This is a genomic window from Priestia filamentosa (assembly GCF_900177535.1).
Lineage (GTDB): Bacteria > Bacillota > Bacilli > Bacillales > Bacillaceae_H > Bacillus_I > Bacillus_I filamentosa.
Window position 1 is genome coordinate 756,160 of record NZ_FXAJ01000001.1, and the last position, 25,558, is coordinate 781,717.

Here is a 25,558-nt window from a genome sequence, read left to right on the forward strand (position 1 = left end):
CCTTGTCCTTCTTTTACATAATTTTGTGAAGAGGGGGGAAGATAATGAAAAAGCAATTGCTTCGTTTTATGCCATTTATTGTTTTTTGTATTCTTTTAGCTATTACATACAATACAACACATTATACAGTTTATATGCCAAGGGAAATTCATTTTGCAGGGGCTGTAAAAGATGCGCTCTATGAAGAGATTGAGGAGAAAGCAGAAAAGTATGAACGAGCTCCACAGGATGCTAAAATTGATCCTGTATGGAAGCTGACACCTGGATATAATGGTTTAGAGGTTGATGTTGATGCTTCTTACCGAAATATGAAGAAAAAAGGTGAGTTTGACGAAAACAAGCTCATCTATAAGCAAAATGCGCCGAAAGTCCATTTGGAAGACCTTGGGGCTTATCCCATTTATAGAGGGCACCCTGATAAACCAACTGTTGCTTTCGCGGTGAATGTAGCATGGGGGAATGAATATATTCCAACAATGTTAGAAGTATTAAAAAAGCATCGGGTCAAAGCAACTTTTTTCCTTGAAGGACGCTGGGCAAAGGAAAATACGGAGATGGCTAAAATGATTGTTGATGCAGGGCAAGAGATTGGAAATCATTCCTATTCACATCCAGACATGAAAACTTTAAGCAATGAACGAATCAAGGAAGAATTGACGAAAACAAACGATGTGATAGAATCGGTAACAGACCGTGAAGTGAAACTTTTTGCTCCACCGAGCGGAAGCTATCGCGATGATGTGGTAAAAATTGCTCATGATCTTGATATGCATACAATTATGTGGAGCGTTGATACAATTGATTGGCAAAAACCAAGTGAGGACGTTCTTGTTTCTCGGGTGATGGAAAAAGTTCATCCTGGTGCTATCGTGTTAATGCATCCCACAAAATCAACGGCTTCATCTCTTGATCGCCTCATACGCGAAGTGAAGGAAAAAGGGTATGACGTTAGAGATGTTTCAACACTCCTTAATGAAGAAAGACCAATTAAAACAGAGCAGCTACAAAATAAAAAAATGAAGAATGAGCACTAGAGGAGGTCATGTTTTGGTTGTTAAACATACGTGTAAAAATGGACTAAGAATTGTATTAGAAAATATCCCAACGGTGCGTTCCGTTGCGCTTGGTATTTGGATTGGAACGGGATCACGTAATGAAACGAAGGAGCTTAACGGCGTTTCTCACTTTTTAGAACACATGTTTTTTAAAGGAACAAAAACGAGAAGCGCGCGTGAAATCGCGGAAAGCTTTGATCGTATTGGCGGGCAAGTGAACGCATTTACGTCAAAAGAGTATACGTGCTTTTATGCAAAAGTTCTTGATGATCATGCAGATAAAGCTCTTGATGTTTTAGCAGATATGTTCTTTAATTCTGTGTTCGATGAAGAAGAACTAAAGCGCGAGAAAAATGTTGTGCTTGAAGAAATTAAAATGTATGAAGATACACCTGATGACATTGTTCATGATTTATTAGGTAAAGCATCTTACGGAAATCATGCGCTCGGTTATCCGATTCTTGGAGAAGAAGAGATGTTGAACACGTTTACAGGAGATACACTTCGCAACTATATGAAAGAAACGTATATTCCTGAAAATGTGGTTGTCTCTGTTGCAGGAAATGTTGATGAGAGTTTCATTAAGAAAATTGAAGAATACTTTGGGACGTTCGAAGGTGGAAAAGATGAAATTTCTTACAAAGCACCAGAATTTCATGGGGAGCGTATCCTTCGTCAAAAAGACACAGAGCAAGTTCACCTTTGCCTAGGATACAACGGATTGCCGATTGGACATCGCGATACATACAATTTAATTGTCTTAAACAATGTACTAGGCGGTAGTATGAGCAGTCGTTTATTCCAGGAAGTTCGTGAAAAGCGCGGTCTTGCGTATTCTATTTTCTCTTATCATTCTTCGTTCCGTGATAGCGGTCTTTTAACAATCTATGGCGGTACAGGCGGCCATCAGCTTGATGTTCTTTATGAAACAATTCAAGATACGTTAAATGATATAAAAGAAAACGGCATTACAGATAAAGAGCTAGAAAACAGCAAAGAGCAATTAAAAGGAAACCTAATGCTAAGCTTAGAAAGCACAAACAGTCGTATGAGTCGTAATGGTAAGAACGAGCTTATGCTCCGCAAACATCGCTCATTAGACGATATTATTCAGGCAGTAGATGAAGTGAATCATAAAAAAGTCCTTCAGCTTGCTGGGGATATCTTTGGCGGCACAACATCTCTTTCTTTAATTGGACCAAAAGGTGAGCTTCCAAAAGCACTTCAGTAAATTAATAAGCATGTTTCGTGTTGTCTCTTCTTATATATAGAATAAAGAAGAGAAAAGAGGAGAATGCGTGTGAGATTAAGTGAACTGAGTGGAAAAGAAATTGTTGATATGAAGAAAGCGGAACGCCTAGGTCTGCTTGGACAAACAGACCTAGAGATTGACGAAGAAACAGGCGAAATTAAAGCCTTACTCATTTCAACTGGAAAGTGGTTTAGTTTAAAAAGACAAAATTACGAAACTCGCGTGCCGTGGAGTCATATCGAAAAAATCGGTACAGATATGATTATGGTTGATATTGATACAATTCATGGGCAAAAGCATCCTACTGAAAAGTAGGATGCTTTTTTTTATGATTCACCTCTTTCATACCTCTAACATAAACTGTTTAAGAGATAAGAGGAAGCTGCTCTAGTGAGCGGGGACTATTGTTTAAAGAAGGTGAATGAGGGATGTTAACAGATGTACATGTAGCGGTCATTGGTGGTGATGCAAGGCAGCTTGAGGTCATCCGTAAGCTAATTGAGTTTGATGCAAAAGTATCGCTCGTTGGTTTTGATCAGCTTGACCACGGCTTTACAGGTGCAACGAAATATCAGCTTCATGAAGTAGCGTTTGAAGACGTTGATGCAATTGTTTTACCTGTTCCAGGCACAAATCTGGAAGGGCAAGTTGAAACAATTTTCTCAAATGAGAAAGTTATTTTAACAGAGGATATCTTAAAAGAAACAAAAGAACACTGTAAGCTCTATTCAGGGATTAGTAATGATTATTTGAACGCGATTACAAAAAGTGCAGGCAGAGAGCTTGTTCAGCTTTTTGAACGTGATGATATTGCGATTTATAACTCTATTCCTACTGTTGAAGGAGCTATTATGCTTGTTATCCAACATACGGATTTCACCATTCATAATTCCAATGTTGCTGTTTTGGGGCTTGGGCGTGTAGGGATGAGTGTTGCGAGATCTTTTGGTGTTTTAGGAGCAAAAGTAAAAGTTGGGGCAAGGCGCTCTGAGCATTTAGCACGCGTATCTGAAATGGGGCTCACTCCTTTTCACCTTTCAAATCTTGAAACTGAGATGAGCAATGTGGATATTTGCATCAACACGATTCCTTATCCTGTTTTAACAGCGGGAGCAATTTCAAAAATGCCTTCACATAGCCTTATTATTGACTTGGCTTCCAAACCAGGTGGAACAGATTTTCGCTATGCAGAGAAGCGCGGCATCAAAGCGATGCTCACTCCAGGACTTCCGGGGATAGTTGCTCCAAAAACCGCCGGTAAGATTGTTGCTAATGTTCTTTCACAGCTTCTAATGGAAGATGCACAAAAGAGAGGAGAGAGCACATCATGACATTAAAAGGAAAGAAAATCGGATTTGGTTTAACAGGATCACACTGTACGTACGAAGCAGTTATGCCCCAAATTGAGAAGCTTGTAGAACTAGGAGCTGAAGTTCTCCCTGTTGTTTCTCATACTGTGGAGCATACAACAACCCGATTTGGAAAAGGCGAAGATTGGGTGAAGCGCATCGAAGAGATTACAGGGAATAAAGCAATCAACTCAATTGTTGGAGCAGAGCCGTTAGGGCCAAAAATTCCGCTGGATTGTATGGTAGTAGCTCCAATTACAGGTAACACAATGAGCAAGCTTGCAAATGCAATGACAGATTCCCCTGTTCTAATGGCTGCAAAAGCAACGATGAGAAACAACGGGCCTGTTGTGCTTGGGATTTCTACAAACGATGCTCTTGGATTAAATGGGGTCAACTTAATGAGGCTTATGGCGAGCCGCAATCTTTATTTCATCCCCTTTGGGCAAGATGATCCTGAAAAGAAACCAAACTCAATGGTAGCACGTATGAGTCTTCTTACAGAAACAGTTATGCTAGCGATTGAAGGACGTCAGCTTCAACCTGTTATTGTTGAAAGATTCAGAGACGAGTAAATCTCATCGGGTGCCTATACGAAATAAAAGTATAGGGGCCCTATTGCTTGTTTTTGAAATTATGAGAAAAATTCCTTTATCCTTTCATAGCATAGTATGATAAGATAGTACAATAAAATAGTTAAACCATCAGTATTTTCTAATAAACAGAAATAGCAGTAGAAGAATGGTTGGAGGGAGATTATCATGGCAAGAAATTTACAAGTAGCAGTTGTAGGAGCAACAGGAGCTGTTGGACAGCAAATGATCAAAACATTAGAGGAGCGCAATTTTCCAATTGAGACATTAACGCTTCTTTCTTCAGCACGATCTGCTGGAAAAAAAGTAACGTTCAAAGGTGAAGAGCTGACAGTTCAAGAAGCAACACCAGATAGCTTCAAAGGTATTGATATTGCCCTATTTAGCGCAGGTGGAAGCGTCTCACAAGAGTTAGCGCCTCACGCTGTAAAACATGGAGCAATTGTCGTTGATAATACAAGTGCGTTTCGCATGGACGAAAACGTGCCTTTAGTTGTGCCTGAAGTGAATGAGGAAGACTTAAAAGAACATAACGGAATTATTGCGAATCCGAACTGTTCAACAATTCAAATGCTTGTTGCACTAGAACCAATTCGTGAAAAATACGGTTTAAATAAAGTTATTGTTTCAACATACCAAGCTGTTTCAGGTGCTGGAGCTGCTGCTGTTGATGAGCTTCACGAGCAAACAAAAGCTATTTTAGAAGGAAAAGAGTTTACACCGTCTGTATTACCGGTAAAAAGCGATAAAAAACATTATCAAATTGCTTTTAATGCAGTGCCACAAATTGATAAATTCCAAGACAACGGCTTTACGTTTGAGGAAATGAAAATGATTAACGAAACAAAGAAAATTATGCATATGAAAGATCTATCTGTAGCAGCTACTTGCGTACGTTTGCCAGTTGCAACAGGTCATGCTGAATCTGTATATATTGAAATTGACAATAGCGATGTAACAGTCTCAGACTTAAAAGCTCTTTTACAGGATGCACCAGGCGTTACGCTTCAAGATGATCCTGCAAATCAAGTATACCCAATGCCTGCTGATTGCGTTGGCAAGAATGACGTCTTCGTTGGACGTATCCGCCAAGATTTGGATGAAGCTCGCGGCTTCCATCTTTGGGTTGTTTCTGATAACTTGTTAAAAGGAGCGGCATGGAATTCTGTCCAAATCGCTGAATCTTTGATAAAATTGAACCTTGTTAAATAACAACAGGATTGTCAACGTTATGAGGTGTAAGAATGAAAATTATTGTCCAAAAATTTGGGGGGACTTCTGTTCGCGATGCTAATGGAAGAGAGCGAGCAAGCTATCATATTCAGTCTGCATTAGAAGACGGATATAAAGTAGTTGTCGTTGTGTCCGCAATGGGGCGCAAAGGTGAACCATATGCAACAGACACTCTTCTTTCGCTAATCGACAACAATAGACATGTAAGTAAGCGTGAAGTTGACTTACTTATGTCTTGTGGAGAGGTCATTTCCTCCATCGTATTTTCAAATATGTTAAATGAAAAAGGCATTAAAGCTACGTCTCTAACAGGGGCACAGGCAGGCTTTTTAACAAATAGTGATTTTACGAATGCAAAAATTATCGAAATGAAGTGCGACCGCTTAAAAGAAGAGCTTAAAGATCATGATGTTGTCGTTGTGACAGGCTTCCAAGGTGCTGATGAAAAAGGTGATACAACAACGCTTGGGCGTGGGGGTAGTGATACGTCTGCGTCTGCCCTTGGTGCTGCCATCGATGCAGAATTCGTCGATATTTTTACAGATGTGGAAGGAGTAATGACGGCAGATCCACGTATTGTCGAAAATGCTCGTCCTCTTTCCATTGTGACGTATAACGAAATTTGTAATATGGCATATCAAGGAGCAAAAGTGATTCATCCAAGAGCAGTTGAAATTGCAATGCAGGCAAAAGTTCCAATGCGAGTTCGTTCGACATATTTAGATTCAGAAGGAACGCTCGTTACGTCACACGGTGAGGCACACCAAAAAGGCAGCGATGTCAAAGAACGTCTTGTTACAGGAATTGCTCACGTGTCTGACGTTACCCAAATTAAAGTGCTAAGCAAAGAGGGCAACTACAATCTTCAATCTGAAGTGTTTCGTGCAATGGCACAGGAGAGCATCAGCGTTGATTTTATTAACATTTCGCCACGCGGTGTTGCTTATACAGTGCCAGACGAGATGACAGCTAAAGCTGTTTCTGTTCTCCAAACGCTTGGATATGATCCTTCAATTACGAAAAACTGCGCAAAAGTCTCAACGGTTGGCGCAGGGATCGCAGGCGTACCAGGTGTAACAGCTAAAATTGTTGCCGCTCTATCAGATAAAGGAATTCAAATTTTACAATCTGCTGACAGCCATACAACCATTTGGGTGTTAGTCAAGCAAGACGATTTAAAAGAAGCTGTAAATGCGCTTCATGAGGCATTTGAGCTTTCTAAATCAAATCCACAGGAAAGAAGTCAAGGAGTGAAACCATGATTGAATTTGGTAAAGTGGTTACGGCCATGGTAACCCCGTTTGACAACAAAGGAAACGTTGATTTTCAAAAAACAACACAGCTTGTGAATCATCTTATTGAGAATGGATCTGATGCACTCGTTGTAGCAGGAACAACAGGGGAATCACCAACTCTTTCAAAAGAAGAGAAAATTGCATTGTTCCGTCACGTTGTAAAAGTAGTAGACAAGCGAGTTCCAGTTATTGCGGGAACAGGAAGTAACAGTACACACGGTTCATTAGAACTAACAGAAAAAGCAGAAGAGGAAGGCGTAGATGGAATTATGCTTGTTGCGCCTTACTATAACAAGCCAAATGAAGAAGGTATGTATCAGCATTTTAAAACAATTGCTGAAAGTACAAAACTTCCGGTTATGCTTTATAATATCCCAGGCCGCTCTGTTATTAATATGAGCGTGCCACTTATTGTTAAGCTTGCGCAGCTTCCAAACATTGTAGCTGTTAAAGAAGCAAGCGGTGATCTTGATGCAATGACAGCAATCATTGCTAACACGCCGGACGATTTTAAACTTTACACAGGAGATGACGGCTTAACTTTACCAACGGTTTCTATTGGTGGAGATGGAGTTGTTTCCGTTGCTTCTCATATTATCGGCAGTGAAATGCAAGAAATGATTACGTCGCTTCAAGAAGGACATCCGCAAAAAGCGGCTCTTCTTCATCAGCGTCTGCTGCCTGTTATGAAAGCCCTTTTCATGGCACCAAACCCAACGGCAGTGAAAACAGCTCTTCAAGTTAAAGGTCTTGATGTAGGTGGCGTACGCTTACCACTTGTTCCTCTAACAGAGCAAGAGCGCGTGTTTTTAACAAAAACATTAGAAAGCATTGAATAGTAAAAAGCTCTACGCCTATAAGGCGTAGAGCTTTTTGTTTGCTCATTTTTTGAGATGAAGAAGCATGATTTTAGAGGAAATGTTCATAATAACAGTATTACTGAGTGTGAAAGGAGTTTCATTATGACCGATCAAAATCAACAGCCTGCAATGGAAAATGAACAGGGAGGACAAGAACAAAAAAGTGAGTTATTGGAGAAAATTCAGCAGCTTGGCCAAACAAATGTACCGCAAGCTCCTGATTCAAAAATTCACTGTTTGACGATTGTTGGTCAAATTGAAGGGCATATGCAGCTTCCACCCCAAAATAAAACAACAAAGTATGAACACGTTATTCCTCAAATCGTAGCAATTGAGCAAAACCCAAATATTGAAGGGCTTTTAATTATTTTGAACACGGTAGGAGGAGATGTTGAAGCAGGTCTTGCTATTTCTGAAATGCTTTCTTCTCTTTCTAAACCAGCCGTTTCGATTGTACTGGGTGGGGGGCATTCTATCGGTGTACCGATTGCAGTTGCAACAGATTATTCATTTATCACAGAAACAGCTACAATGACAATTCATCCTGTACGGTTAACAGGACTTGTTATTGGTGTACCTCAAACATTTGAATATTTGGATAAGATGCAGGACAGAGTTGTTCAGTTTGTAACTAAACATTCAAATATCTCAGAAGAAAAATTTAAAGAGCTTATGATGTCAAAAGGAAACTTAACCCGAGATATCGGAACAAACGTCGTTGGACGTGACGCGGTTGAATACGGTCTTATTGACGAAGTAGGCGGAGTTGGACATGCGATGAATAAGTTAAATGAACTTATTGACGCAAGAGGAAAGGAGAATCAACAGCTTCTACAATGATTCATTATACAATGCTTCCTAATGAACTTATTTTTGGAGGAGAAAATAGCACACTCGCAACTCAACAAATGATAAATGTAAATGGATGTCCGCTCGTTGTATCAAAAAATGCTAACAGCGATTATGAGGTTGTTCGCAATCTAAGTACAGACCCAAGCCACTACCTTGATTCACGCTATACTCCAGGAGCTATTATCCCCACATTACAATAAAATTGTTCCGCTATTAAAACATGATTATGGTATAATGAGGAGCATAGCCATAGAAAAGCAGCCATATTGGCTGCTTTTTTGTGCAACGTTGTTCTGATAATACATATGAAGGCCTTTTTCAGCAGTAGCGAGAAGCGTATGTAAAGATAGAAGAAAATGAGGGACAAGATTGGAGTGACAAAATGGCTAAACAAAAAAAGCGAGGAAAGACGAAAAAAGCGGATTGGAAGCATGTTATTAAAAGTGAGCTTATTGGGATTGCGCTCATTGCGCTTGCTCTGCTTGCCATGGCGAAGCTTGGCATTGTAGGTCGTTCTCTTGTTTTACTCGTTCGTTTTGTAGCAGGAGAATGGTATATGGTTCTTCTTCTCGGCTTAATTATTGTCGCTGGATATTTAATTTGGAAGAGAAGATGGCCAATCCTTATAAATCGTCAGCTTTTTGGAATCTATTTACTGTTATTGGCGCTTCTTTTATTCAGTCATGTTACGCTTTTTGAGAATTTAACGCGAGATGGACGATTTGCAAATCCATCTGTTTTATTGAATACATGGCAGCTTTTTATGCTAGAAGCAAGTGGGAATGAAGGAACAAGTGATCTTGGCGGCGGGATGGCTGGAGCCATTATGTTTGCTATCACGCATTTTCTGTTCGATGACTTAGGAACAGAGCTTTTTGCGATTATTATGATTTTAGCAAGTATTATTTTAATTACAGGAAAGTCGCTTCAAGAAACATTGTTTAAAATCTTTCATCCTCTTTTTGCGTTTGTTGTACGCGAATGCAAGGAAATGGTGGAAGATTTCAAAGATTGGTTGAAGCGTCCAAAGAAGAAAAAAACGTCTTCACAAGGAACGCGCTCGTCTCGTGCAAAGAAAAAGGAAAAAGAAGAGGAAGATGAGTCTGAAAGTAATGAGGCAGCGGCTGTTGAGGAAGAAACAACCCCAATTATCGCTCACTTTGATCATCAGGCACAGTCTGTAGCAGAACAACAAGAAGAAAAACCAACACAACCAATACAACAAACACAGCCCGTCGGTCAGCAGCGGGAGGAAAAGGAAGAGAAAACAGAAGGACACTCAGCTCCTGTGCCAATGACGTTTACAGAAGTTGAAAATGAAGATTATAAGCTTCCTTCTATCAATTTGCTTACAATGCCGAAAAACAGCAGTCAGAAGAAAGAGCATAAAGGAATTTACAAAAATGCGCGTAAGCTTGAGGAAACTTTCCAAAGCTTTGGAGTAAAAGCAAAAGTGGCAAAAGTTCATCTTGGACCAGCGGTAACGCGCTATGAAGTATATCCAGACGTTGGGGTGAAAGTAAGTAAAATTGTGAATTTAAGTGATGACTTAGCGCTTGCACTAGCAGCAAAAGACATCCGGATTGAGGCTCCAATTCCAGGGAAATCAGCAGTCGGTATTGAGGTGCCAAACGATGAAATTTCAATGGTTTCTCTTCGTGAAGTACTGCAAGCAACAGACCAAAATGAAAAAGCTAAGCTGCTAATTGCGCTTGGTCGTGATATTTCAGGTGAAGCGATGCTAGCAGAGCTGAATAAAATGCCTCACTTACTTGTAGCAGGTGCAACAGGAAGCGGAAAAAGTGTGTGTATTAACGGCATTATTATAAGCTTGCTTATGCGTACAAAACCACATGAAGTAAAAATGATGATGATTGATCCGAAAATGGTAGAGCTTAATGTGTATAACGGAATTCCGCACTTATTAGCACCAGTTGTAACAGATCCTAAGAAAGCTTCTCAAGCTTTGAAACGGGTCGTAAGTGAAATGGAAAGAAGGTATGAGCTTTTCTCTCATACAGGAACACGTAATATTGAAGGATATAATGAGCATATTCTTCGTCATAATGAAGATGAAGATGGAAAACAACCAACACTTCCATATATCGTTGTTATTGTAGACGAGCTTGCCGACTTAATGATGGTCGCTTCTTCAGATGTAGAAGATGCGATTACACGTCTTGCTCAAATGGCGCGTGCTGCTGGTATTCATCTTATTATTGCAACACAGCGTCCGTCTGTTGATGTTATTACAGGAGTTATTAAAGCAAATATTCCATCTCGTATTGCTTTTAGCGTTTCTTCTCAAACAGACTCACGTACAATTTTAGATGGGGGCGGAGCTGAGAAGTTGCTTGGACGAGGTGACATGCTATTCTTACCTGTTGGGGCTTCCAAACCTGTACGTGTTCAAGGCGCCTTTTTATCTGATAGTGAAGTTGAATCTGTTGTGAACTTTGTGATTGAACAGCAAAAAGCACAGTATCAGGAAGAAATGATTCCAAGCGATGAAGCAGAAGTAAAAGAAGAAGCATCAGATGAGCTCTATGCAGAAGCTGTCGATCTTGTAGCTCAAATGCAAACGGCTTCCGTTTCCATGCTTCAGCGCCGCTTCCGCATTGGCTATAACAGGGCAGCAAGGCTTATTGATGAAATGGAAGTGAGAGGCGTTGTAGGACCTTATGAGGGAAGCAAACCCCGCTCTGTTCTTATTTCAAAAGAGCAAGACGAAGAATTAGGATAAAAAGTATTCATAATTTTGTCGAAAAATGTTATAGTTATGGAAATTACTCATGCACTCTTTAGTAAACATAGTGGGGGAACGTCAGTATGTCGATAAAGACGGAAGGTCAGCATCTATATCTGCAAGTGATTGAGCAGTTAAAAAACCAAATTGAAGATGGCACCTATAGAGAGAGAGAAAAGCTTCCTTCAGAATTTAGTTTGGCTAAAAAGCTCGGAGTAAGCCGAGCAACGCTTCGTGAAGCACTCCGTATTTTAGAGGAAGAAAACGTAATTACAAGACGACACGGCGTTGGAACGTTTGTAAATACAAAACCAGCTTTTAGCGCTGGAATTGAACAACTTTCAAGCGTAACAGACATGATTCTTCAAGGAGGCATGACGCCAGGAACGATTTTTATTTCCTCAACAACTCAAGCATTAACGGACAATGATATGAAGCGGTTCAACTGTGAGGAAGATGAAGAAATTCTTCAAGTTGAACGTGTTCGTACAGCAGATGGACAGCCTGTTATTTACTGTATTGATAAAGTGCTTCAAAAGCATTTTAAAGAGCCGTTTGTATATAGTAGAGAATCGCTGCTAGATGCGCTTCATGAAAGAGCAGGGAAATTTATTTCCTATGCGGTTACTAAAATTGTTCCGCTTGGCTATCACGACAAAGTGTCACCTATTTTGCAGTGTGATCCAGAAACAGCACTGCTTGTTTTGAAACAAATGCATTATGATCAAAATGATGAGCCGATTTTATACTCTGTCAATTATTTCAAAGCAGATCAATTTGATTTTCATGTTTTGCGAAAACGTGTTTAGGTATAACATAAATAGAAGCTCTTCCTACATTTGGGTAGGAAGGGCTTTTTTTCTTGAAAAAGAGGTCTTCTTTTCGCTATATTAAAAGGAAGATTAAAAAAGGCAAACAAGATGCACAATAGAACTATAGCAAAAAAGACTGCTTATTCTGAAGGAGGATACGATTTGAAAATTTTATCAGAAACCAAACATGAGCTTGATGGCTTAGTGTTACATACAATCAAAACTGAAAAATATAAAACAAATACAATTCTTTTAAAGCTGAGCGCGCCCCTTGAAGAAGAAACGGTTACACATCGCGCATTGCTTCCATATGTACTTCAAAGTGCAACAGCTAGCCTTTCATCTTCAAAAGAGCTTCAAGGATATCTAGAAGACTTGTACGGAGCTTCTTTACAGGTGGACTTGATGAAAAAAGGTGAACATCATGTTATGACGTTTCGCGTTGATGTAGCAAATGAAAAATATTTAAGAGATCAAACACCATTGCTTGAAAAATCGCTGCGTTTGCTAGGAGATGTACTTACAGACCCTCTTTTAGAAAATGGAGTATTTAAAGAGGATATCATAGCAAAAGAAAAACGTGCTTTAAAACAGCGTATTCAAGCCGTTTTTGATGATAAAATGCGCTATGCTAACCTGCGCCTCGTAGAAGAAATGTGCAAAAATGAACCATATCATCTACATGTAAACGGCAGACTTGAAGATATTGAGGGAATTACGGCTCAAAGTCTTTACGACTACTATAAAAAAATGCTAACTGAAAATAGCGCTGATCTTTATGTGATTGGAGATATTCAGGAAGACGAAGTTGTTCAGTATACAAAAGATATTTTTTCGTTTGAAAAAAGAGACGCAAGTAAGATCTCATCTCCAGCTCAAATGTCTGTAGAGAAAGAAAATGTTGTAGAAGAGAAGCAGCCTGTTAAACAAGGGAAATTAAACATGGGGTATCGAACAAATATTGTTTATGGAGACGATGATTATTTTGCGCTGCAAGTATACAACGGTATTTACGGTGGCTTTTCTCATTCCAAACTTTTTGCAAACGTAAGAGAAAAAGAAAGCCTTGCTTATTATGCAGCGTCTCGTGTTGAAAGTCATAAAGGACTTTTAATGGTCATGTCAGGAATTGATATGAAAAACTATGACAAAGCGGTTTCCATTATTAAAGAGCAAAGTGACGCAATGAAAAATGGCGACTTTGATGAAAACACATTAAGTCAAACAAAAGCCGTAATACGCAACCAACTTTTAGAAACAGTTGACACAGCAAGAGGTCTTGTTGAAGTTATGTATCATAACGAGCTGACGGAAAATAAGGTTAGTATTGATGAATATTTAAAAAGAATTGAAGCTGTCACTAAAGAGGAAGTTGTTGCTGTTGCCCAAAAAGTTCAGCTTGATACAATTTATTTCTTAAAAGGAGAGGGTGGTGAATAAAATGAAGGAAATTACATTCGAAAATTTAAATGAAAAACTTTACTACGAAAAAATGGATAGCGGATTAGATGTGTATGTTCTTCCAAAAGAAGGGTTCAATAAAACATTTGCAACGTTTACAACAAAATACGGCTCAATTGACAATACGTTTGTACCGCTAGGAGAGAGCGAAAAAATTACGGTGCCGGATGGAATTGCTCATTTTCTAGAGCACAAACTTTTTGAAAAAGAAGATGGCGACGTTTTCCAGAACTTTAGTAAACAAGGAGCTTCAGCGAATGCATTTACATCATTCACAAGAACAGCTTATTTGTTTTCAAGCACAAATAATTTCGAAGAAAATTTTGAAACATTAATTGATTTTGTACAAGAACCATACTTTACGGAAAAAACAGTTGAGAAAGAAAAAGGAATCATTGGGCAAGAAATTACAATGTATGACGACAATCCAGACTGGCGTGCATATTTCGGTGTTATTCAAAACATGTATCATAACCATCCTGTTAAAATTGATATCGCAGGAACAATTGAATCGATTAGCCATATAACAAAAGATGACCTTTATACGTGCTACAATACGTTCTATCACCCAAGCAACATGCTTCTTTTTGTTGTAGGGCCGCAAAATCCGGAGAAAGTAATGGAGTTTGTTCGGGAAAATCAAGCGAAAAAAGATTATCAAGATCAAGATGAAATCAAACGTTATTTTGACAATGAGCCCCAAGAGGTAGCTGAGAAGAAACAAGTGTTAAAAATGTCTGTTCAGTCTTCTAAATGTCTTGTTGGAATCAAAGCGAAAAATCCGCATAGAAGTGGAGAAGAGCTTTTAAAATATGAACTAAGCGTAAATGTGCTTCTTGATTATCTTTTTGGAAAGAGCTCTTCACACTATGAGAAAATGTATGATGGAGGCCTTATCGATGAAACTTTCTCATATGACTACACAGAAGAGGGCGGATTTGGGTTTGCGATCATTGGCGGAGATACAGAGGAACCTGAGCGCTTGACTGAAGAAATCCAAAGTGTTTTGCTTTCCTTTAAAGATGCAGAAATAGATAAAAAACAGTTTGAGCGCATTTGTAAGAAAAAGATTGGTGGATTTCTCCAAGCGCTCAATTCACCTGAATTTATTGCAAATCAGTTCACACGCTATGCTTTTAACGATATGGATTTATTCCGTGTTGTGGAGACGCTTGAAGCATTAACAACAGAAGATATGACAAAGGTAGCAGAAGACTTAATTGATGAAAAGTGCTTTACCGTTTGTCAAGTGGTTCCTTCTTGAATTACCCATCACTCCATTTCTAAGAAAATTTGAAGTGAAATTCTGCTCGTTTAAAAGGATAAAAATGGCCCCCATTGAGTATCAATGGGGGCTTTCATAGGTCAAACAGAAAGGAAGAGGAGAAAAGTGAAAACAGTACTTATCACAGGAGCAAGTGGAGGAATAGGCAAAGAAATAGCACGTACGCTCTCTAGCCATTATCGACTTGTTCTTCACTATCATCGAAATGAAGAAAGCGTACGAGCCTTAGCTTTAGAACTTGAAAATCAAACAGAAGTGTTCGTTGTAAGTGGAGACTTAAGTAAGGAAAATGGCGTAACAGAGATTTTACAACAAATTGTTGTTCCAATCGATGCGCTTGTCTACAACTGCGGGAAAAGTCAATATGGTTTGTTAACAGATGTTAGTAACGAAGAACTAAGCGATATGCTTATGCTTCACGTTCAATCTCCCCTTCGTCTCGTGCGAGAGCTTCTGCCTTCTATGGTTCGTAAGCGTGAAGGATCCATTGTGCTTGTTTCATCTATTTGGGGATTAACAGGTGCTTCATGTGAAACTGTTTATTCAACTGTAAAAGGAGCTCAGAATGCATTTGTAAAGGCGCTGGCAAAAGAAGTAGGACTAAGTGGCATTCGTGTTAATGCGATTGCTCCTGGTGTGATTGATACGCCCATGGTTGCTGACTTTAACGAAGAAGAAAAAAGAATGATGGAAGAAGAAATTCCTCTTGGTAGAATGGGTCGTCCAGATGAAGTGGCAAATGTTGCTGAGTTTTTATTGTCGGATAAAGCGTCCTATATTACAGGACAAATTATTTCGACAAATGGTGGATGGTATACATAAAAGCCAAGAAAACAGACAAACTAAGGAACGAAACTACAAACAAGGAGGGTTCCTCATGTCTGTTTTAGAAAACTGGGATACGTGGAAAAACTTTTTAGGAGATCGTCTTCACCATGCTCAAAATCAAGGTATGGATAATGAAATTGTCTCAGAATTTGCTTATAAAATTGGCGATTACTTAGCAAACCAAGTAGAAGCGAAAACAGAGCAAGAAAAGATTTTAGCAGATCTTTGGAGTGTGGCTTCTAAAGATGAGCAACACGCAATTGCTAACATGATGGTAAAACTTGTACAAAATAACGGGTCACAAAAATAAGAGAGGAGTAATCCTCTCTTTTTTTGTGTATTTTTGAAAATATTGTTCATAAATTCATACTCATGGTTTATTATTTCTGTAAAATCATTTATATTAGAATACATAAACGTAGAAAAGAAACAGGCAGGAATGGAAAGAATTAATGGAGATAGGAGCACGGACAATGGAAAAGATTGAATGGTATTTAGAATATCAGATCCAAAAGAACCGTCCTGGTTTACTCGGAGACATTTCCTCTCTTTTAGGGATGTTAGCGATAAATATCGTGACGATAAACGGAGTAGACGATCAGCGCCGTGGTCTTTTGCTTCGCTGTGATTCTAACGACCAAATTAAAAGACTTGAATCTATTTTAAAGACGATGGATAATATAGTGGTAACAAAACTTCGTGAGCCAAAGCTTCGCGATAGACTTGCTGTCCGTCATGGTCGCTATATTCAGCGCGATGCGGATGATAAGAAAACATTTCGATTTGTGCGTGATGAGCTCGGTTTGCTTGTTGATTTTATGGCAGAGCTTTTTAAAAAAGAAGGTCATAAGCTTATTGGAATTAGAGGCATGCCTAGGGTAGGGAAAACAGAATCTATTGTAGCTGCAAGTGTTTGTGCGAACAAGAGATGGCTTTTTGTTTCCTCAACGCTTTTAAAACAAACGATTCGAAGTCAGCTTATTGAAGACGAATATAGTCCGAATAACTTGTTTATTTTAGACGGTATTGTTTCGACAAAACGGGCAAGTGAAAAACATTGGCAGCTTGTGCGAGAAGTGATGAGACTTGATGCAACAAAAATTATCGAGCATCCAGATATTTTTGTGCAAAATAGTGAGTATACACTCGATGATTTTTCCTATATTATTGAATTACGCAACTCTCCAGAAGAGGAAATTACATACGAACCCGTTGAAGGTCCATCCCTCATTGATGGGAATGGTTTTTCTATGTTTGATTTTTAGCATAATTGGTAGGTGTTAGCATTGACAGAGTTAGGAAAAAGGTTAAAGGAAGCACGTATTGAAAAAGGCTTATCGCTTGAAGATTTACAAAAGGAAACAAAAATCCAAAAGCGTTACTTGGCAGGGATTGAAGAAGGAAATTATGATTTAATGCCGGGGAAATTTTACGTGCGCGCGTTTATTAAGCAGTATTGTGAAGCTGTTGGTCTAAACGTTGAACAGACGTTTGAACAGTATCATGCTGACATACCGTCCGCACAGCACCAAGTTGCTCCAGAAGAGCTTTCTCGTGTGAAAACAAGAACAAAGGAAGTAGCTCCTAAAAATTCAAAAGTGCTTGATGCCTTGCCAAAAGCCATCATTGCGGCTGTTGTAGTTGGTGTCCTTGTCTTAGGATGGGTGATTGCTCTTTACATCAATAAAGACGATAAAGAGCAGGCAAACAGCAACGATTCGAAAGTTGAATCACAGTCAGAGCAGTCATCAGATGCGCAAAAAGAAGATAGTAACGATGACAGTGAGCAAGCATCAACAAAAACGGATGATAATAAGGAAGCAGAAAAGAAAGAAGACGCTAAAAAAGAAGAGGAAAAGGAAAAAGAGTCGGATAAAGATGAATCTAAATCCAAGCTTACAGCTGTAGAAGGTGCAGCAAATGCAGGCACATACAAGCTTGAAGGAGCAGACGAGTTTAAGCTTGAATTAACGGCTACGGCTACAACTCCTTCATGGGTAGGCGTAACAAATGGCAAAGGCAACTCTTTCTTTAGCAGCATGCTTCAAAAAGGCAAAACAGAAACCATTGATTTAACGAATGAGCAAGAGGTGAAAATCCGAGTTGGTTTTGCTCCTGGCGTTGAAGTGAAAGTAAATGGTGAAGTTGTTCAATATCCAAGCGATCCGAAGCAAAACGTAACGCAGAACGTTTTCATTCAATATGATGGATCTGAAGCGAATAGCGAATCATAATCGTTTCTATACGAGCTTGGTATGTACCGAATAACTGGAGGAATCAACTGTGAATTTACCAAATAAGATTACTGTAGCACGAATATTTTTAATTCCTATCTTCCTTATTATTATGTTAGCAGGCTTTGATTGGGGCACGCTACATGTTGGGGAGACAAGCTTACCTGTTGTAGATCTTGTTGGAGCTATTATTTTTATCATTGCTTCAACAACGGATTGGATTGACGGCTACTATGCCCGTAAGCTTAATATGGTCACAAACTTAGGGAAGTTTCTAGATCCGTTAGCAGATAAACTCCTCGTTTCAGCAGCTCTTATTGTTCTTGTAGATATTGAGCTTGCTCCAGCGTGGATGGTTATTGTTATCATTAGCCGAGAATTTGCTGTAACAGGTCTTCGTCTTTTACTAGCAGGTGAAGGAGAAGTATCTGCTGCTGGACAGCTTGGCAAAATTAAAACATGGGCTCAAATTGTAGCCATTGCTGCGCTTCTTTTACACAATGTACCGTTTTCTCTTCTTTCGATTCCGTTTGGAGAGATTGCTCTTTGGATAGCGGTTATTTTTACCGTTATTTCAGGGTGGGACTACTTTGTAAAAGGAAAGCACGTGTTTATTAACTCTAAATAAGAGGAAAAGGGATTTTAGACACTTTGTTTAAAATCCCTTTTACGTATATTTAAAGGAGACGATTTTGATGAATGCAGAAATCATTGGTGTAGGATCTGAGCTTTTGCTTGGACAAATCGCAAACACAAACGCCCAATTTTTATCAAAACAGCTTGCATCACTAGGTGTAAATGTATATTATCACACAGTTGTAGGAGATAATCCGAAACGTCTAGAAACCGCGATTGAAGCAGCTAAGGAACGCGCAGATCTTCTTGTTTTTACTGGAGGGTTAGGGCCTACAAAAGACGACTTAACGAAAGAAACTGTTGCAAAATCACTAGGAAGATCGCTTGTATCACACGAGGAGTCACTCTCTTCTATCAAAGACTATTTTGTAAAAACAAAGCGAGTGATGACACCGAATAATGAAAAGCAGGCGCTCGTTGTAGAAGGCTCAGATGTGTTATTAAATGATCATGGCATGGCGCCTGGAATGTATATTGAAGCTGACGGTAAAACGTACATTATGCTTCCAGGACCACCAAAAGAAATGAAGCCAATGTTTGAAAATTATGCGAAATCTCATATCTTAGACCGCCTTGGTGTGAAAGATCAAATTATTTCTCGGGTGCTGCGCTTTTTTGCGATTGGAGAATCACAGCTCGAGACGGAAATTGAAGATCTTTTAGAAGCTCAAAGCAATCCAACAATTGCACCGCTTGCAGGAGATGGGGAAGTTACACTTCGCTTAACAGCTAAGCATGAGACAGAAGAAGGGGCATTAGCTTTACTAAAAGAAATTGAAGATAAAATTCAAGAGCGCGTTGGCGAATATTTCTATGGATATGACCAAACAACATTGTTTTCTGAAGCACTCAAAAAGCTTGGTGAAAAGAACTGGACATTAGCAAGTGCTGAAAGCTTAACAGGCGGCTTGTTTAGTGAAAGAATGACAAGTATCTCAGGTTCTGGTGAGCATATGAGAGGCAGCATTGTCACATATCATGATAATATTAAAGAACATGTTTTAGGTGTGGACACTGACGTTCTTCAAAAACATGGCGCAATTAGTGAACAATGTGCGCGCCAAATGGCTGAGAAAATAAAAGAAAAGTTTAATACATCAGTAGGAATCAGTTTCACAGGAGTTGCAGGTCCAAACACAGCTGAAGGACATCCTGTTGGCCATGTTTTTGTTGGCCTTGCCATCGAAGGGAAAGAAACGGTTGTTCACGAACTGAACCTTCAAGGAACAAGAGAAGGGATTCGTAAAAGAACCGTCAACTATGGAGCATATTACTTATTAAAAGAGGACAGTGAGCTATAAAAGCTCGCTGTTTTTTACAGAGAAAAAATCGAATGAATGTTCGACTTTTTCCTTGGCAAATGACTTAAAAAGATGTATAGTAGTAATAGAAGCTCCCACCGAAAAATAAAGTGTGGGAGAGGAGATACTCGCTTTTTAAAACAGACTATTATACTAGCAATAGTTTTAATACATTGTGCTTTCAAAGCGCTAAAGGAGGAAATCAATTGAGCGATCGTCAAGCTGCGTTAGATATGGCTTTAAAGCAAATTGAGAAACAGTTTGGTAAAGGTTCTATTATGAAATTAGGAGAAGACACTGAACGTAAGATTTCCAGCGTTCCAAGTGGTTCACTTGCACTGGATGTGGCGCTTGGAATAGGTGGATATCCACGCGGACGTATTGTAGAAGTATATGGCCCAGAAAGCTCTGGTAAAACAACGTTTGCTCTACATGCAATTGCAGAAGTACAAGCGGAAGGTGGACAAGCTGCTTTCATCGATGCAGAGCATGCTCTTGATCCAGTTTATGCAAGAAACCTAGGTGTAAAAGTAGATGAACTTCTTTTATCACAGCCAGATACAGGTGAGCAAGCGTTAGAAATCGCAGAAGCTCTTGTACGAAGCGGTGCTGTGGATATTGTTGTTGTCGACTCTGTTGCAGCTCTTGTACCAAAAGCAGAGATTGAAGGGGAAATGGGTGACTCACACGTTGGTTTACAAGCTCGTCTTATGTCACAAGCTCTTCGTAAGCTTTCAGGTGCAATCAACAAGTCTAACACAATTGCTTTGTTCATCAACCAAATTCGTGAAAAAGTGGGCGTAATGTTCGGTAACCCAGAAACAACTCCTGGTGGACGCGCGCTTAAATTCTATTCTTCTGTTCGTCTTGAAATTCGTCGTGCAGAACAGCTTAAGCAAGGTAACGACGTTGTCGGAAACAAAACAAGAGTTAAAGTTGTAAAAAATAAAGTAGCACCACCATTCCGTACAGCTGAAGTAGATATTATGTATGGAGAAGGTGTGTCTAGAGAAGGCGAACTTTTAGATATCGGTTCTGAACTTGATATCGTTCAAAAAAGCGGTGCTTGGTACTCTTACAACGAAGAACGTCTTGGACAAGGTCGCGAGAATGCGAAACAGTTCTTGAAAGAAAATAAAGAGATTGCTGCTGAGATTCGTAGCCAAATTCGTCTTCACCATGGTTTAGATGAAGAAATGGCCCAACAGGCAGAAGAACAAGAAAGAGTAGAAGTTCCAGAATAAAAGGCTGATTTTTTCAGCCTTTTTTTTATAATAAAATATTGATATACATAGAGTAGAAAAGCTTTTAAGCATAAAAAGAGAGAGTAATGGAGAAAATGGAACTAGGTGGAAAATTACTCTCATCCTTTCAAAGAAAAGAATTTGAACAAATTGGAAGGCTTGACAATAAATTTTGCCACCTTTACAATTAATATGTATATCTTATATTAATGTAATGAATCAGTTGCTATGTAAAAAAGCGAATTGATGTTACAATGGAATAGGAGAACGGACACGTGCTCAATCAGCATGTGTTAACATGAGTCAAAAGCTTTGCTTACCGTTCGGCTCGCTTTGATATAAGACTCAAAACTCGGGTCGCTTTTTTTATAGCGACGGCTTTTTTTACAGGCCTTTGTATGTATATGGAAACATGAAAAATGTACATGCCGACAAGACAATTTATTTATAGCAAGAGGAGGTGAAAAGGATGGAAACTATTACAATCATCTCCGCTTTGCTTACCTTAATCGTCGGTATTGTTGTTGGGTATTTTATTCGCAGATCTATTGCAGAGGCGAAGATCGCAGGCGCGAAAAGTGCTGCGGAACAGATTGTGGACGAAGGAAAACGCGAAGCAGAATCCTTGAAAAAAGAAGCATTGCTAGAAGCGAAAGACGAAATTCACAAGCTTCGTACAGAAGCTGAGCAAGAAATTCGAACTCGCCGAACAGAGCTTCAAAAACAAGATAATCGCTTAATGCAAAAAGAAGAGAACCTTGACCGAAAAGACGAGACGCTAGACAAGCGTGAAACGGCACTTGAAGGGAAAGAACATTCTCTTACACAGAGACAACAACAAATAGAAGAAATGGAAAGCAAAGCGGAAGAAATGCTAGCTGCTCACCAAACAGAGCTTGAACGAATTTCAAGCTTAACGCGTGAAGAAGCGAAGCAAATTATTCTTGACCGCGTAGAGAATGAACTCTCACATGATGCGGCCGTGATGATTAAAGAAAGTGAACATCGAGCAAAAGAAGAAGCGGACAAGAAAGCAAAAGAAATCCTGTCGCTTGCTCTCCAAAGATGTGCAGCAGACCACGTTGCTGAAACAACAGTATCAGTTGTTAACTTGCCAAACGATGAAATGAAAGGACGAATTATCGGACGTGAAGGCCGAAACATTCGAACACTAGAAACATTAACAGGTATTGATCTTATTATTGATGATACACCAGAAGCAGTCATTTTATCAGGTTTTGATCCTATTCGTCGTGAAACAGCAAGAATTGCACTTGATAAACTTGTTCAAGATGGACGTATCCATCCAGCTCGTATTGAGGAAATGGTCGAAAAATCTCGTCGTGAGGTTGATGAGTACATTCGAGAAGTTGGAGAACAAACAACATTTGAAGTTGGTGTTCACGGACTCCATCCAGATTTAATTAAAATTTTAGGACGCTTGAAGTTCCGTACAAGCTATGGTCAAAACGTCTTAAAACACTCAATGGAAGTGGCTTTCCTAGCAGGCCTTATGGCAGCAGAGCTTGGGGAAGATGCCGTTCTTGCACGCCGGGCAGGGCTGCTTCATGATATTGGAAAAGCGATTGATCATGAAGTAGAAGGAAGCCACGTTGAGATTGGGGTTGAGCTCGCAACAAAATATAAAGAGCACCCTGTCGTCATTAATGCCATCGCTTCTCACCACGGTGACGCTGAACCAACATCAATTATCGCTGTGCTTGTAGCAGCTGCTGATGCGCTTTCGGCTGCACGCCCTGGAGCAAGAAGTGAAACGCTTGAAAACTATATTCGTCGCTTAGAAAGACTTGAAGAGATTTCAGAAGGTTATGAAGGCGTCGAAAAATCATTTGCAATTCAAGCAGGTCGTGAAGTTCGAATTATGGTGAAACCAGATACGATTGATGACCTTCAGGCGCATCGTTTAGCTCGAGATATTCGCAAGCGAATTGAAGAGGAGCTCGATTACCCTGGCCACATTAAAGTCACGGTTATTCGTGAAACAAGAGCCGTTGAATATGCAAAATAAATAACGCCAAATAGTCTCGGAAACATCGTTTCCGAGACTATCTTATTTCTATCAGCTTAAAACGAGAATTTGAACGTAGAAGGGATTTAATTATGAAGATTTTATTTGTCGGAGATGTTGTAGGCTCTCCAGGAAGAGAAATGATAGAAGACTATTTGCCACGTTTAAAGCAAAAGTTTTCTCCAAATATGATTATTGTAAACGGAGAAAATGCCGCACATGGTAAAGGAATTACAGAGAAAATTTACCGAGGCTTTCTAAATAGTGGAGCACACGTTGTTACACTAGGAAACCATGCATGGGATAAGCGCGAGATTTTTGATTTCATTGACAACGCAAAACAGCTTGTTCGTCCTGCAAACTTTCCAGAAGGAACGCCAGGAAAAGGGCTTGTTTTTTATCCATATCGAAATACAGAAGTCGCAGTTATTAACTTGCAAGGTCGCGCGTTCTTACCTCCAATTGATTGTCCATTTAAAAAAATCGATGAACTTATCGAAGAAGCCCGCAAGCGTACGTCTCTTATTTTTGTTGATTTTCATGGAGAAGCAACAAGTGAAAAACAAGCGCTTGGTTGGTACGTAGATGGCCGTGTTTCAGCTGTTGTGGGCACACACACACATGTTCAAACAGCAGATAACCGTGTTCTTCCAAAAGGAACGGCTTATATTTCAGATGTTGGAATGACAGGTCCGTATGACGGAATTTTAGGAATGAGCCGTGAAGCTGTTCTACGCCGTTTTCAAACAGCTTTACCAGTTCGCTTTGAAGTAGAGGAAGGTCGCAAACAGCTTAGTGCCGTTCTAATTGATATTGAAGATAAAACAGGCAAAGCGAAAAAAATTGAGCGCATTTTAATTAACGACGATCATCCATTTTTCGTATAAAAGAAGAGTCGCAGAGTTTCTGTGACTTTTTTTGCATTATTTGTTTTCGAAATTTTTAGAAAAAATAAAGAAACAGGCAGGAATATGTATGCGCTACCGTGAATATAGTATCAATGAAATTAAAGTTTTTCTACTAAACCTTCAATATACACTGTAAAAGATGAGGAGGATTCAAAGATGGAAATCTTAAAAGTATCAGCAAAATCAAATCCAAACTCAGTGGCAGGAGCACTTGCTGGCGTTTTGCGTGAACGAGGCGGAGCCGAGATTCAAGCAATCGGTGCAGGAGCGCTCAATCAAGCTGTAAAAGCCGTGGCGATTGCGAGAGGATTTGTAGCACCAAGTGGCGTTGATCTCATCTGTATTCCGGCATTCACTGACATTCAAATCGATGGCGAAGAACGGACAGCCATTAAGCTTATTGTGGAACCTCGCTAAAACAATGGATTTTTTTCATAAACGTTCATTCCATAACATAGATAATGGAATATAAAATAACCTGTTGAATATTCAACAGGTTATTCTAGTTGAAAAAGGAAGTGATAGGATGCTCGTTTTTGACGCACATTGCGATGCTTTATTAAAACTATGGAGCGACGAAAGAATTTCTTTTTTCCAAGATAAAAAAAGTCTGCACGTTACAGTAAAAGATCTGTGGCAAGGTGGAGTAAAAGTGCAGCTTTTTGCGATTTACATTCCTGAGCGGGTTGCGCCTTCTGATCGCTTCACAGTAGCCCTTAAGATGGTCGAAATCTTTCATGAGCGAGTTTTGTCTCATGAAAAGATGAAGCATGTGCGAAACAAGAGGGATATTGAAGCTTTAAAAGAAGGTGAAATAGGAGCAATGCTAACGCTTGAAGGATGTGATGCAATTGGAGTAGAAGAAACACATCTGAAAACATTGCTGCGGCTCGGCGTTTCCTCTGTTGGATTAACGTGGAACCATTCAAATGCCGTTGCAGACGGCATTCTAGAAGAGCGTGGAGCAGGCTTATCATCATTTGGTCGCCGTATTGTGAATCTTCTTGACGAAAATAAAGTATGGACAGACGTATCACATCTTTCTAAAAAAGGATTTTGGGACGTGATGGGGCTTTCTTCATATCCAATTGCTTCTCATTCTAATGCCTATTCGCTTTGTAGACATCCGCGAAATTTAGATGATAGTCAAATTAGAGCGCTTATTTCAAAAAACAGCATGATTGGCATCACTTTTGTGCCCGATTTTTTGCGTCAGGGAGGAAGGGCAACAGTAAGCGATGTGCTTCGTCATCTTGATTATGTGTGCAGTTTAGGAGGAGAACGAAATGTAGGATTTGGTTCTGACTTTGACGGTATTGATGAAACGGTAGAAGGCCTCGACAGAGCAGGAAAGTATGATCATCTTGCAAACACGCTTTTGCGTTATTATAAAGAAGAACATGTTCATCGCTTTTTATATCAAAATTTCTTCGATCATCTTCCATATTAATTAAGAGAACGGAAATTGCCTTTTCTAAGAAAGAAATTTTGTAAACACCTATGAAATATGGTATCTTTTTTAATAGCATGTTAGGAATTTAACCACTTTTTCATGTTTCTTAAAAGAGAGGGAAGCCTCTCTTTT

The 25,558-nt window shown here is 39.4% G+C and carries 25 protein-coding genes; all 25 read left to right on the forward strand.

The features are described 5' to 3' along the window. Nucleotides 1-44: 44 nt before the first annotated feature. Nucleotides 45-1,034: a polysaccharide deacetylase family protein gene (locus B9N79_RS04015; RefSeq protein ID WP_040056638.1), complete on the forward strand. Its 990-nt coding sequence runs from the start codon at nt 45-47 to the stop codon at nt 1,032-1,034. Between the two features lie 13 nt (nt 1,035-1,047). Next, on the forward strand, nt 1,048-2,286 hold the full coding sequence (locus B9N79_RS04020) for a M16 family metallopeptidase (RefSeq protein WP_040056637.1): 1,239 nt from the start codon (nt 1,048-1,050) through the stop codon (nt 2,284-2,286). 69 nt (nt 2,287-2,355) lie between these two features. Then, complete coding sequence (locus B9N79_RS04025; protein ID WP_019391864.1) at nt 2,356-2,622, forward strand: YlmC/YmxH family sporulation protein; 267 nt, start codon at nt 2,356-2,358, stop codon at nt 2,620-2,622. Between the two features lie 113 nt (nt 2,623-2,735). Continuing rightward, on the forward strand, nt 2,736-3,638 hold the full coding sequence (dpaA, locus tag B9N79_RS04030; RefSeq protein WP_019391865.1) for a dipicolinic acid synthetase subunit A: 903 nt from the start codon (nt 2,736-2,738) through the stop codon (nt 3,636-3,638). Continuing rightward, nucleotides 3,635-4,231: a dipicolinate synthase subunit B gene (locus tag B9N79_RS04035; protein WP_019391866.1), complete on the forward strand. Its 597-nt coding sequence runs from the start codon at nt 3,635-3,637 to the stop codon at nt 4,229-4,231. Before dpaA ends, B9N79_RS04035 begins: the two co-directional genes overlap by 4 nt. Nucleotides 4,232-4,417: 186 nt before the next feature. Beyond that, complete coding sequence (gene asd, locus B9N79_RS04040; RefSeq protein WP_019391867.1) at nt 4,418-5,461, forward strand: aspartate-semialdehyde dehydrogenase; 1,044 nt, start codon at nt 4,418-4,420, stop codon at nt 5,459-5,461. A 32-nt stretch (nt 5,462-5,493) separates the two neighbouring features. Next, nucleotides 5,494-6,744 carry an aspartate kinase gene (gene dapG / locus B9N79_RS04045; protein WP_019391868.1) on the forward strand — a complete coding sequence of 417 codons (1,251 nt, stop codon included), beginning with the start codon at nt 5,494-5,496 and terminating at the stop codon, nt 6,742-6,744. Next, entirely contained in the window at nt 6,741-7,616 is an 876-nt protein-coding gene (gene dapA / locus B9N79_RS04050) for a 4-hydroxy-tetrahydrodipicolinate synthase (RefSeq protein WP_019391869.1), read from the forward strand. The genes dapG and dapA overlap by 4 nt, the downstream gene beginning before the upstream one ends. Before the next feature lie 150 nt (nt 7,617-7,766). Continuing rightward, on the forward strand, nt 7,767-8,477 hold the full coding sequence (locus B9N79_RS04055; protein WP_162493192.1) for a ClpP family protease: 711 nt from the start codon (nt 7,767-7,769) through the stop codon (nt 8,475-8,477). Beyond that, nucleotides 8,474-8,689 (forward strand): YlzJ-like family protein, encoded by a 216-nt coding sequence (locus B9N79_RS04060; protein WP_019391871.1) that lies wholly within the window; start codon nt 8,474-8,476, stop codon nt 8,687-8,689. The genes B9N79_RS04055 and B9N79_RS04060 overlap by 4 nt, the downstream gene beginning before the upstream one ends. Before the next feature lie 182 nt (nt 8,690-8,871). After that, nucleotides 8,872-11,232 carry a DNA translocase FtsK gene (locus B9N79_RS04065; RefSeq protein WP_019391872.1) on the forward strand — a complete coding sequence of 787 codons (2,361 nt, stop codon included), beginning with the start codon at nt 8,872-8,874 and terminating at the stop codon, nt 11,230-11,232. An 86-nt stretch (nt 11,233-11,318) separates the two neighbouring features. Further along, nucleotides 11,319-12,044: a GntR family transcriptional regulator gene (locus B9N79_RS04070; RefSeq protein WP_019391873.1), complete on the forward strand. Its 726-nt coding sequence runs from the start codon at nt 11,319-11,321 to the stop codon at nt 12,042-12,044. 165 nt (nt 12,045-12,209) lie between these two features. Beyond that, nucleotides 12,210-13,487 carry an EF-P 5-aminopentanol modification-associated protein YfmF gene (gene yfmF / locus B9N79_RS04075; RefSeq protein WP_046217790.1) on the forward strand — a complete coding sequence of 426 codons (1,278 nt, stop codon included), beginning with the start codon at nt 12,210-12,212 and terminating at the stop codon, nt 13,485-13,487. Nucleotide 13,488: 1 nt separating this feature from the next. Next, on the forward strand, nt 13,489-14,772 hold the full coding sequence (yfmH, locus tag B9N79_RS04080) for an EF-P 5-aminopentanol modification-associated protein YfmH (protein ID WP_046217974.1): 1,284 nt from the start codon (nt 13,489-13,491) through the stop codon (nt 14,770-14,772). A 126-nt stretch (nt 14,773-14,898) separates the two neighbouring features. Then, a complete protein-coding gene (gene ymfI, locus B9N79_RS04085; RefSeq protein ID WP_019391876.1) occupies nt 14,899-15,615 on the forward strand; it encodes an elongation factor P 5-aminopentanone reductase in 717 nt (238 codons plus the stop codon). 55 nt (nt 15,616-15,670) lie between these two features. Further along, complete coding sequence (locus tag B9N79_RS04090) at nt 15,671-15,931, forward strand: DUF3243 domain-containing protein (protein ID WP_040056634.1); 261 nt, start codon at nt 15,671-15,673, stop codon at nt 15,929-15,931. A gap of 163 nt (nt 15,932-16,094) precedes the next feature. Continuing rightward, nucleotides 16,095-16,886, forward strand: coding sequence for a YmfK family protein (locus B9N79_RS04095; RefSeq protein WP_019391878.1), 792 nt, complete (start codon nt 16,095-16,097; stop codon nt 16,884-16,886). A gap of 12 nt (nt 16,887-16,898) precedes the next feature. Beyond that, nucleotides 16,899-17,855, forward strand: coding sequence for a helix-turn-helix domain-containing protein (locus B9N79_RS04100; RefSeq protein WP_240516643.1), 957 nt, complete (start codon nt 16,899-16,901; stop codon nt 17,853-17,855). A 49-nt stretch (nt 17,856-17,904) separates the two neighbouring features. Next, nucleotides 17,905-18,483, forward strand: coding sequence for a CDP-diacylglycerol--glycerol-3-phosphate 3-phosphatidyltransferase (pgsA, locus tag B9N79_RS04105; RefSeq protein WP_019391880.1), 579 nt, complete (start codon nt 17,905-17,907; stop codon nt 18,481-18,483). 67 nt (nt 18,484-18,550) lie between these two features. Then, entirely contained in the window at nt 18,551-19,792 is a 1,242-nt protein-coding gene (locus B9N79_RS04110) for a competence/damage-inducible protein A (RefSeq protein WP_040056632.1), read from the forward strand. Between the two features lie 206 nt (nt 19,793-19,998). Further along, on the forward strand, nt 19,999-21,036 hold the full coding sequence (gene recA, locus B9N79_RS04115; protein ID WP_040056631.1) for a recombinase RecA: 1,038 nt from the start codon (nt 19,999-20,001) through the stop codon (nt 21,034-21,036). A 469-nt stretch (nt 21,037-21,505) separates the two neighbouring features. Continuing rightward, entirely contained in the window at nt 21,506-23,065 is a 1,560-nt protein-coding gene (rny, locus tag B9N79_RS04120; RefSeq protein WP_019391883.1) for a ribonuclease Y, read from the forward strand. A 92-nt stretch (nt 23,066-23,157) separates the two neighbouring features. Next, nucleotides 23,158-23,952: a TIGR00282 family metallophosphoesterase gene (locus B9N79_RS04125; protein ID WP_019391884.1), complete on the forward strand. Its 795-nt coding sequence runs from the start codon at nt 23,158-23,160 to the stop codon at nt 23,950-23,952. A gap of 177 nt (nt 23,953-24,129) precedes the next feature. Next, nucleotides 24,130-24,390, forward strand: a complete 261-nt coding sequence (gene spoVS / locus B9N79_RS04130) for a stage V sporulation protein SpoVS (protein WP_019391885.1) — start codon at nt 24,130-24,132, stop codon at nt 24,388-24,390. 109 nt (nt 24,391-24,499) lie between these two features. Beyond that, nucleotides 24,500-25,423 carry a dipeptidase gene (locus B9N79_RS04135; protein WP_046217787.1) on the forward strand — a complete coding sequence of 308 codons (924 nt, stop codon included), beginning with the start codon at nt 24,500-24,502 and terminating at the stop codon, nt 25,421-25,423. Nucleotides 25,424-25,558: the final 135 nt, after the last annotated feature.